Here is an 8,828-nt window from a genome sequence, read left to right as displayed (position 1 = left end):
GGCCGGGAACGCCTCCAGTACAGACCGGGTCACGGGTTCGAGGTGGTCCCGGGGGAGGACCGGGGTGCGCGGTGGCGGGGCGAGATCCGTCCCGATGCTTCCCACCGCCTCGATGATCTCCTCGCTGCGGGTGACGAGGGTGGTGCCCTCCTCGCGCAGCAGCCGGTGGGCGCCGGCCGACGACCGGCTCGTGATCGGGCCGGGCACGGCCATGACGACGCGGCCGAGCCTGGCCGCCCAGCCGGCGGTGTTGAGGGCGCCGCTGCGGGCCTCCGCCTCGACGATGACCGTCCCCCGGGACAGGGCGGCGATCACCCGGTTGCGGACGAGGAACCTGAGGCGATGCGGGTGGGTGCCCGGCGGCGACTCGCTCACCAGGAGGGAACGGCGGGCCATCTCCGCGAAGAGGCCCTCGTTGGAGGCCGGGTAGGGGACGTCGACGCCGTTGGCCAGGACGGCGACGGTGGGGCCGTCGGCTGCCAGGGCGCCACGGTGTGCGGCCGCGTCGATTCCGAGTGCGCCGCCGGAGATCACCGTCCAGCCCCCGTCGGCGAGTTCCGAGGCGAAGTCGGCGGCGGCGCGCAGGCCGTAGGGGGACGCGGCGCGGGAACCGACGATGGCGACCGAACGCAGGCAGCCGTAACGCAGGTCGCCGGTGCCGCGCAGCCACAGGGCGTACGGGCGTCCGTCGCCGAGGTCGTCGAGGGTCGTCGGCCATTCGGGGTCTCCCGGGCAGATGAGGCGGCCGTTGAACCGGGCGCAGACGGCCATGTCCTGATCGGGTTCCGCGGCGATCAGCCGGATCCGCCAGTGGTCGAGCCGCCGGATCTCCTTGGCGTCCGCGGAAACGCCGCCGGGAAGCCGTCCGGTGCGGATCGATTCGAGCGCCCGCTCCGGGCCGGCGTGGTCGATGATGCGGTTGAGGAAGGTGTCACCGGGCTCCGCCACGGCGGTGAGGGTGGCGCGGGCGGTTCGTTCGTCGCTCATTGGCGCCCCGCCGACCACAGGCCGAGCGCGCCGCCGACATCGTCCGGGCCGGGTTCGTCGTGGCCCGCCAGATCGGCGATCGTCCAGGCGACGCGCAGGATGCGGTCGAGGCCGCGTGCGCTGAGCGTGCCCCGGTGCAGGGCTTCGTCGACGCCCTTCATCGCCTCCGACGGCGGCGTGAAGCGGCGGCGCAGCTCCGGGCCGGGGATCTCGGAGTTGGAACGCCACGGGGTGCCGGCCAGACGTCTGAGCGTTCGTTCCCTGGCGAGCTGGACGCGTTCGGCCACGACGTCGCTGGACTCCGCGAACTCCAGGTCGTAGCGGAGTTCGGCCCGGCTGGCCGGTGTCAGTTCGAGCTTGAGGTCGATGCGATCGAGGAGCGGGCCGGACAGGCGGGACGTGTACTTGCGGCGGATCCCCGGAGCGCAGGAGCAGTCGACCTGCTTGGCGGCCGCGCACGGGCACGGGTTCGCCGCCAGGACGAGCGTGAACCGCGCGGGGAAACGCGCCATGCCCTCGATCCGGCTGATCCGCACCTCGCCCTCTTCGAGAGGCTGGCGGAGGGCGTCGAGGGTTCCCGCGACGAACTCCGGAGCCTCGTCCAGGAAGAGGATCCCCCGATGGGCGAGGGACACCGCGCCCGGCTGGAGGACGCGGCCCGAGCCGCCGCCGACCATCGAGGCGCGCGAAGCGGTGTGGTGCGGCGCGTAGAACGGCGGCTGAGTGATCAGCGGCTGACCCGGCCGGAGGGTCCCTGCGACGGAGTGGATCGCGGTGACCTCCAGCGCGATGTCGGGCTCCAGGGGCGGCATCAGCGTCGGCAGGCGCTCGGCGAGCATCGTCTTCCCGCAGCCGGGGGGACCGGCGAAGAAGAGGTGATGCCCTCCGGCGGCGCTGATCTCCAGTGCCCGGCGCGCCTCGGCCTGCCCCCGGACGTCGGCCAGGTCCAGGTCGGGCGGGATGTCCCGCTGCCTGACGGCGAGCCCGTCCGGGGGCGGGGGAGAGCCGCTCTCCTCGTCCTCCTCGATGGGGGGCGGTTCGTCGCGCAGGAGGCACAGCAGGCCGCGCAGCGTGCCCGCGGAAACCACCTTCATGCCCGGGACGAGTTCCGCCTCGGCGGCGTTGGAACTCGGGACGACGACCGTCTGGCAGCCCTGGTTGGCCGCGGCCAGCACGGCGGGCAGCAAGCCCTGGATGGGACGGATGCGGCCGTCCAGGCCGAGTTCGCCGATCATCACCAGGCCCGCGCATGCCCGCGCCGGGACGGCCTCGGCCGCCGCGAGTAACGCTATGGCTATGGCCAAGTCGAAGGTCGAGCCCTTCTTCGGCATGCTCGCCGGGAACAGCGACACCGTGACGTGCCTGTTGGGCCAGTCTTCACCCGAGTTGAATATGGCGGCGCGGACCCGGTCGCGGGCCTCGCTGAGCGCCGTGTCCGGGAGGCCGACCAGGTGCAGGCCCGGGACGCCGCTGGTGATGGCGGCCTCCACGTCCACCACGAAGCCGTCGACCCCGACCAGGGAGACCGAGCGGGTCTTGGCGAGCGTCATCTAGCACACCTCCCGCAGGTGATCGATGGAGAAGCCGTCGCCGTCGGAGACCAGGCCGAGGGCGTCCACCCGGACACGCGTGCCGCCGACACCGTTCGCGGCGGCCCACCGCCAGGCCAGCCGCCTCAGCCGGGCCGCCTTATCGGCGGTGATCGCTTCGAGGGGATCGCCGAAGCGGTCCGAGCCGCGGGTCTTCACCTCGCAGACGACGTGTCCGCGGCCGTCGTGGGCGACGATGTCGAGCTCGCCCTCGGGGCACCGCCAGTTGCGCTCGATGATCGTCCAGCCGAGTCCGGTCAGGTAGCCGGCCGCCGCGTCTTCGCCGCGCCGGCCGAGACCGATGTGCGCTTTCATGCGCCTCACCTCCTGCCTTCGACGCTGCCGGACGGTGACGGTCCGTATCCGAGGTTTCGCTGACTGTGGATAACCTGGGGGACATGTGCGGCGATCCGCTCGAAACGGTCTCCGGTGCTTGCTTCGGCGGGGACGTTGGCGGAGCGTGACGCTGTGACCAACGCGCTACGGGAGGCCATCTCCGACTTCGAGCGGCATCTGCGCGCCGAACGCGACGTCTCGCCGCACACGCTGCGGGCCTATCTCGGAGATCTGAACGACCTGACCGGCTACGCGGCCGAGGCCGGCGTGACGGAACCGGCCGCGCTCGACCTGCCGCTGCTGCGTGCCTGGCTCGCCCGTCAGCACGCCCTCGGCCGTTCGCGCGCAACCCTCGCCCGGCGCACCGCCGCCGCCCGCGCGTTCACGCGGCACCTGCACCGGCGTGGCCTCCTCCAGGACGATCCCGGGCTCCTGCTCGGCACCCCCAAACGGCACCGTGATCTGCCTGGGGTCCTCACCCAGGACTACGCCGCACGTCTCCTCGACACGATGGACGCGCAAGGCCCCGTGGGTCTCCGTGATCTGGCCGTCCTAGAGGTCCTCTATGGGACGGGCGTCCGCGTGAGCGAGCTGTGCGGCCTCGATATCGACGACTTGGACGCCGGTCGAGGGACGGTCCGCGTCCTGGGCAAAGGGGGTCGCGAACGCACCGTCCCCATGGGCGAACCCGCCGCCCGCGCCGTCCGGGACTGGTTGCGCGCGGGACGGCCCGCACTCGCGGCCGAGGACAGCGGCCCCGCCCTCTTCCTGGGCGCCCGCGGTGGACGCCTTCACCCGACCAGTGCGCGCCGCATCGTCCACGCCAGGATCTCCGAGGTCGGCCAGGTGCCCGACCTGAGCCCGCACGGGCTGCGGCACAGCGCCGCCACCCACTTGCTCGAAGGCGGAGCCGACCTGCGGAGCGTGCAGGAGATCCTCGGCCACGCCTCCCTCCAGACCACCCAGATCTACACCCACGTGTCGGCCGAGCGGCTCAAGCAGGTCCACCGCCAGGCGCACCCCCGCGGAACCCGAACCGACTAGCCGGACCGCCCGCGGGCGTCGGCTACGTGGAGGTGTCGGCTACGCGGAGGTGTCGGCTACGCGGAGGTGTCGGCTACACGGACTGGATGGCCTCGGGTGGGTTACGGGGTGCGGCGCAGGCGGCGTTCCTGGGACAGGTTGACGACGCCCGAGGGCGGACGGCGCCGGGCGTGCAGGCGGTAGCGGGCGCGGGTGCGGCGCCAGGCGAAGGCCAGCATGAAGGCCATGGCCATGCCCGTCAGCGCCCCGCCCGTCGCGGTGGTCGCGTCCCGCATGGTCATCCTCGGCTCGGACGGCGGTTCGGGGGCGTGGTGAGCCGGTGACGGCGAGGGCGGGCGCCAGAGGGGGAGCAGGCGTACCTGGCGCTGGACCAGGTTGAGCGGGTTCAGGTAGAGGGAGCCGCGGCGCAGTCCCCAGTGCAGGCATGCCTCCGGACAGTGGGGCGAGCCGTCCTCCAGCACGCCGATCCTGGTGCCGGACGCGACCCGGCGGCCCACGCGGACGCTGGGACGGACGGGCAGGTACGTGGTGCGCAGCACGCCGTGGTCGATCGCGACGACGCCGCGTCCGGCCAGCCGGTCGGCATAGGAGACGCGGCCGGGGCCGGCGGCGTGGACGGGCTGTCCCGGGCGTGCCGCGAGGTCCGCGCCGCGGTGGCCCGGGCCCCACGGGGACGCGGGCGGCGAGAAGGTCCCGACGACTCGCGGGGCGGGCGGTCCCAAGGGCCACCGCCAGCCGTCCAGGCCCGGCGTCCCGGTGGCGATCACGCAGGTGAGGAGCAGTGTCAGCAGCGTCATGAACCGCAGCCTGCCGGTCCGCCCGGCGGGACGCAGCCCTCCCCGCGAACTGTGGATAACCGTCGGCACCGTAAATTCCCGGACGCGTCCCCGCCCTGATAATCTGTAGGGGTGCCCGAGAGGACACCGGCCAGGGCCAGGCCGTCACCGTTCCGTCCCCAGGGCGGAACGGTGGGAAGCCGCTCCCGGTGAGCGGAGAGGTCACAGACCCGGGAACGGGTCACAGCCGCCTGGGGTTTCCCGGCGGCTGATTTCACGCGTCCGCATGCCACCGCAGACATGGTGGGGCGCCGTCCCTCGGTCCGTCGCAACCGCGACGGTGGGACGACACCCGGGCGTAGGCAGCTAACCAAATGCGGCCCGGCAGGGCCAGAGAAGGAGAACACGGGCATGGCACCCGTCGTCACCATGAGGCAGCTCCTTGAGAGCGGCGTCCACTTCGGTCACCAGACCCGCCGGTGGAACCCGAAGATGAAACGCTTCATCCTCACCGAGCGCAACGGCATCTACATCATCGACCTGCAGCAGTCGCTGTCCTACATCGACCGCGCGTTCGAGTTCGTCAAGGCCACGGTCGCCCACGGCGGGACGATCCTGTTCGTCGGCACCAAGAAGCAGGCCCAGGAGTCCATCGCCGAGCAGGCCACCCGCGTCGGCATGCCCTACGTGAACCAGCGCTGGCTGGGCGGCATGCTCACGAACTTCTCCACCGTCCACAAGCGGCTCACCCGGCTCAAGGAGCTGGAGGAGATCGACTACGACGACGTGGCCGGCTCCGGCATGACCAAGAAGGAGCTCCTGGGGCTGCGCCGCGAGAAGGACAAGCTGGAGCGCACCCTCGGCGGTATCCGCGACATGGCGAAGGTTCCGAGCGCCATCTGGATCGTGGACACCAAGAAGGAGCACATCGCGGTCAACGAGGCCAAGAAGCTCGGCATCCCGGTCGTGGCGATCCTCGACACGAACTGCGACCCCGACGAGGTCGACTACCCGGTGCCCGGCAACGACGACGCCATCCGCAGCGTCAGCCTGCTGACCCGGGTCGTCGCCGACTCCGTCGCCGACGGCCTGATCGCCCGCGCGGGCGCCGCGCCCGGCGGGGACGAGAAGCCGGCCCAGGGCGCGGGCTCCAGCGAGCCGCTCGCCGAGTGGGAGCGCGCACTGCTGGAGAACAAGCCGACCGAGGACGCCGCCGCGACTCCGGCGGAGGCCCCGGCGGAAGCTGCGGCGGAAGCCCCGGCGGAAGCCGCGGCCGAGGCCCCGGCGGAAGCTGCGGCAGAAGCTGCGGCCGAGGCCCCGGCGGAAGCTCCGGTGGAGGCTGCGGCCGAGCAGCCCGCCGCGACCCCCGCGACCCCCGCGACCCCCGAGGCGGACGCCCCGGAGGCGCAGGAGGCCCCGAAGCCCGCCGAGGCCGAGCAGGCTTGATCCCGCGGCCCGGCGGCTCCGCCAAGGCGCCGCCGGGCCGTCGCGGGTCCCACGACCAACGACGAGAGAAGCGATAGAGAGCGATGGCTAACTTCACCGCCGCGGACGTCAAGCGGCTGCGCGACCTGACCGGCTCCGGCATGATGGCCGTGAAGAACGCCCTCACCGAGGCGGACGGCGACTTCGAGAAGGCCACGGAGCTGCTGCGCCTCAAGGGCGCCAAGGACGTCGGCAAGCGCGCCGAGCGCACCGCCGCCAACGGCCTGGTCGCCGAGTACTTCGCGAACTCCGGTGACGGGGCGCTCCTCGAACTCAACTGCGAGACCGACTTCGTCGCGAAGAACGAGCAGTTCATCGAGCTGGCGAACCGCCTGGCCGAGTTCGCCTCGGGCAGCGGCGCCACCGACGCCGCGGGCCTGCTGACCACCGAGATCGAGCCCGGCAAGACCGTCCAGGCCCTGATCGAGGAGCACAGCGCCACGATCGGCGAGAAGCTGGAGCTGCGCCGCTTCGCCCACTTCCAGGGCACGTACGTCGCCAGCTACCTGCACAAGTCCGACCCGTCCCTGCCGCCGACCACCGGCGTGCTGGTCGAGCTGGACACCGACGACCCCGCGGTCGCCAAGGACGTCGCCCAGCAGGTCGCGGCGATGGCCCCCACCTACCTCACCCGCGAGGAGATCCCCGCCGAGGCGGTCGAGAAGGAGCGGGCGATCGCCGAGCAGCGCACCCGCGACGAGGGCAAGCCCGAGAAGGCCATCCCGAAGATCGTCGAGGGCCGGGTGAACGCCTACTTCCGCGACTACGTGCTGCTCGAGCAGGAGTTCGTGAAGGACAACAAGAAGACGATCGCGAAGGTCCTTGACGAGGCGGGCGTGAAGGTCGTCCGCTTTGCCCGGTTCAAGGTCGGGCAGGCGTAAGGGCACTCTGGAGACGGGTACCCGGCACACGGCGGGTACCCGGCAGATAAAGCGAAGCAACGAGGGGGCCGCCGACGTGCCGGACAAGACGACCACTAGCGCGACGGCGGCCTCGTCGTCCGATCGGGACGTGGCCGATCGGGACGCGCCTGGCCGGAACGGGTCCGGCCGGGCCCCGTCCGGTGGTGCCCCGTCCGGCGGCGGTGGCGCGTCCGGCGGCGGTGGCGCGTCCGGCGGCGGGTCCGATCGCTCGGAGAGCGCAGGGCAGGCGTCCCACCAGCATGCGCCGCGCGCCGGATGGAAAAGGGTGCTGCTGAAGCTCTCGGGCGAGGCCTTCGCGGGACGTGACCCGCTCGGCATCGACCCGGAGATCGTCCAGCATGTGGCGGAGGCCATCGCCGAGGCCGTACGGGACGGCGTGCAGGTGGCGGTCGTCTGCGGCGGGGGCAACATGTTCCGCGGCGCCGTCATGGCCGAGCGGGGCATGGACCGCGGCCGCGCCGACTACATGGGCATGATCGGCACCGTCATCAACTGCCTGGCGCTTCAGGACTTCCTGGAGAAGCTCGGCCTCGACACCCGCGTGCAGACCGCCATCACCATGAGCCAGGTGGCCGAGCCGTACATTCCGCGGCGAGCCATCAGGCACCTGGAGAAGGGCCGTGTCGTCATCTTCGGGGCCGGCCTCGGACAGCCGTTCTTCTCCACCGACACCACCGCCGCCCAGCGCGCGCTGGAGATCGGTGCTGAGGCCGTACTGAAGGGCACTCAGGTGGACGGTGTCTACGATGCCGATCCACGAAAGAATCCAGACGCGGTCAAGTTCGACCGCTTGGATTACGGTGAAGTTCTACAGCGGGGTCTGAAGGTCATGGACGCCACGGCCATCAGCCTCTGCATGGACAACGCTCTCCCGATCGTGGTCTTCGACCTCATGGGGCAGGGCAACATCGTCCGGGCCGTCCGGGGTGAGAAGATCGGCACGCTGGTCAGCCCGGCGGAGGGCTGAGCACCGCAGCCCGGGACCGCAGGATCAGGGCCGACGAGATGACTTGGGAGTCACAGTGATCGACGAGACCCTCCTCGAAGCCGAGGAGAAGATGGAGAAGGCGGTCGCGGTCGCCAAGGAGGACTTCCAGGCCATCCGCACCGGCCGGGTGAACCCCACGATGTTCAACAAGATCACCGCCGAGTATTACGGGACGCCGACGCCGATCAACCAGCTCGCGTCGTTCACCCTGCCGGAGCCTCGGATGGTCATCGTCCAGGTCTTCGACAAGTCGTCGATGCAGGCGGTGGAAAGGGCGATCCGCGACAGTGACCTGGGCGTGAACCCCAGCAACGACGGCAACGTCATCCGGGTGGTCTTCCCCGAGCTGTCGGAGGAGCGCCGCAGGGAGTTCATCAAGGTCGCGGGCGGCAAGGCCGAGGACAGCAAGATCGCGATCCGCAACATCCGCCGGCGGGCCAAGGACACGCTCGACAAGCTCGCCAAGGACGGCGAGGCCGGTGAGGACGAGGTCCACCGTGCGGAGAAGGAACTCGACGACGTCACGCACCGCTACGTGGCGCAGATCGACGAGCTTCTCGAGCACAAGAAGGCCGAACTGCTCGAAGTTTGATGAAAATCGATGACGCCGGGGAGCCCACGGGTTCCCCGGACGAGCCGGAGGTCGGCATGTCCGGGCAGGCGCCGGACACCTCCCCCGGGAAGGCCCCCTCCTCCGACC

The 8,828-nt window shown here is 71.5% G+C and carries 9 protein-coding genes; 5 read left to right on the top strand and 4 right to left on the bottom strand.

Going from position 1 to position 8,828, the window contains the following annotated elements:
- From dprA to E1285_RS40760, 3 genes are all read right to left on the bottom strand, one after another.
- The coding region (dprA, locus tag E1285_RS40770) for a DNA-processing protein DprA (RefSeq protein ID WP_132159957.1) at positions 1-987 on the bottom strand (987 nt) is incomplete at its 3' end.
- A complete protein-coding gene (locus tag E1285_RS40765; RefSeq protein ID WP_132159956.1) occupies positions 984-2,537 on the bottom strand; it encodes a YifB family Mg chelatase-like AAA ATPase in 1,554 nt (517 codons plus the stop codon). The genes E1285_RS40765 and dprA, both read right to left, overlap by 4 nt.
- Complete coding sequence (locus E1285_RS40760; protein WP_132159955.1) at positions 2,538-2,891, bottom strand: YraN family protein; 354 nt, start codon at positions 2,889-2,891, stop codon at positions 2,538-2,540.
- A 153-nt stretch (positions 2,892-3,044) separates the two neighbouring features.
- Between E1285_RS40760 and E1285_RS40755 the strand changes: the two genes are divergently transcribed.
- Positions 3,045-3,956, top strand: coding sequence for a tyrosine recombinase XerC (locus tag E1285_RS40755; RefSeq protein ID WP_243723403.1), 912 nt, complete (start codon positions 3,045-3,047; stop codon positions 3,954-3,956).
- Between the two features lie 101 nt (positions 3,957-4,057).
- Here E1285_RS40755 and E1285_RS40750 read toward each other — a convergent pair whose 3' ends face one another.
- Complete coding sequence (locus E1285_RS40750; RefSeq protein ID WP_132159953.1) at positions 4,058-4,753, bottom strand: M23 family metallopeptidase; 696 nt, start codon at positions 4,751-4,753, stop codon at positions 4,058-4,060.
- Between the two features lie 390 nt (positions 4,754-5,143).
- Here E1285_RS40750 and rpsB point away from each other — a divergent pair, with 390 nt between their 5' ends.
- The 4 genes from rpsB to frr all read left to right on the top strand — a co-directional run bounded on the left by rpsB (position 5,144) and on the right by frr (position 8,720).
- On the top strand, positions 5,144-6,178 hold the full coding sequence (gene rpsB / locus E1285_RS40745; protein WP_132159952.1) for a 30S ribosomal protein S2: 1,035 nt from the start codon (positions 5,144-5,146) through the stop codon (positions 6,176-6,178).
- Between the two features lie 83 nt (positions 6,179-6,261).
- Complete coding sequence (gene tsf, locus E1285_RS40740) at positions 6,262-7,098, top strand: translation elongation factor Ts (protein WP_132159951.1); 837 nt, start codon at positions 6,262-6,264, stop codon at positions 7,096-7,098.
- 307 nt (positions 7,099-7,405) lie between these two features.
- Positions 7,406-8,107 carry a UMP kinase gene (gene pyrH, locus E1285_RS40735; RefSeq protein ID WP_131883148.1) on the top strand — a complete coding sequence of 234 codons (702 nt, stop codon included), beginning with the start codon at positions 7,406-7,408 and terminating at the stop codon, positions 8,105-8,107.
- A 55-nt stretch (positions 8,108-8,162) separates the two neighbouring features.
- Positions 8,163-8,720, top strand: coding sequence for a ribosome recycling factor (gene frr, locus E1285_RS40730; protein WP_132159950.1), 558 nt, complete (start codon positions 8,163-8,165; stop codon positions 8,718-8,720).
- Positions 8,721-8,828: the final 108 nt, after the last annotated feature.

The organism is Actinomadura sp. 7K507, from assembly GCF_004348425.1.
Classification (GTDB): Bacteria; Actinomycetota; Actinomycetes; order Streptosporangiales; family Streptosporangiaceae; genus Spirillospora.
This window is presented reverse-complemented; position numbering and strand designations above follow the sequence as displayed.

Coding starts and splice junctions, on each gene's coding strand:
- tsf (WP_132159951.1), top strand. CDS start 6,262: ATGGCTAACTTCACCGCCGCGGACGTCAAGCGGCTGCGCGACCTGACC.
- E1285_RS40765 (WP_132159956.1), bottom strand. CDS start 2,537: ATGACGCTCGCCAAGACCCGCTCGGTCTCCCTGGTCGGGGTCGACGGC.
- E1285_RS40750 (WP_132159953.1), bottom strand. CDS start 4,753: ATGACGCTGCTGACACTGCTCCTCACCTGCGTGATCGCCACCGGGACG.
- E1285_RS40760 (WP_132159955.1), bottom strand. CDS start 2,891: ATGAAAGCGCACATCGGTCTCGGCCGGCGCGGCGAAGACGCGGCGGCC.
- rpsB (WP_132159952.1), top strand. CDS start 5,144: ATGGCACCCGTCGTCACCATGAGGCAGCTCCTTGAGAGCGGCGTCCAC.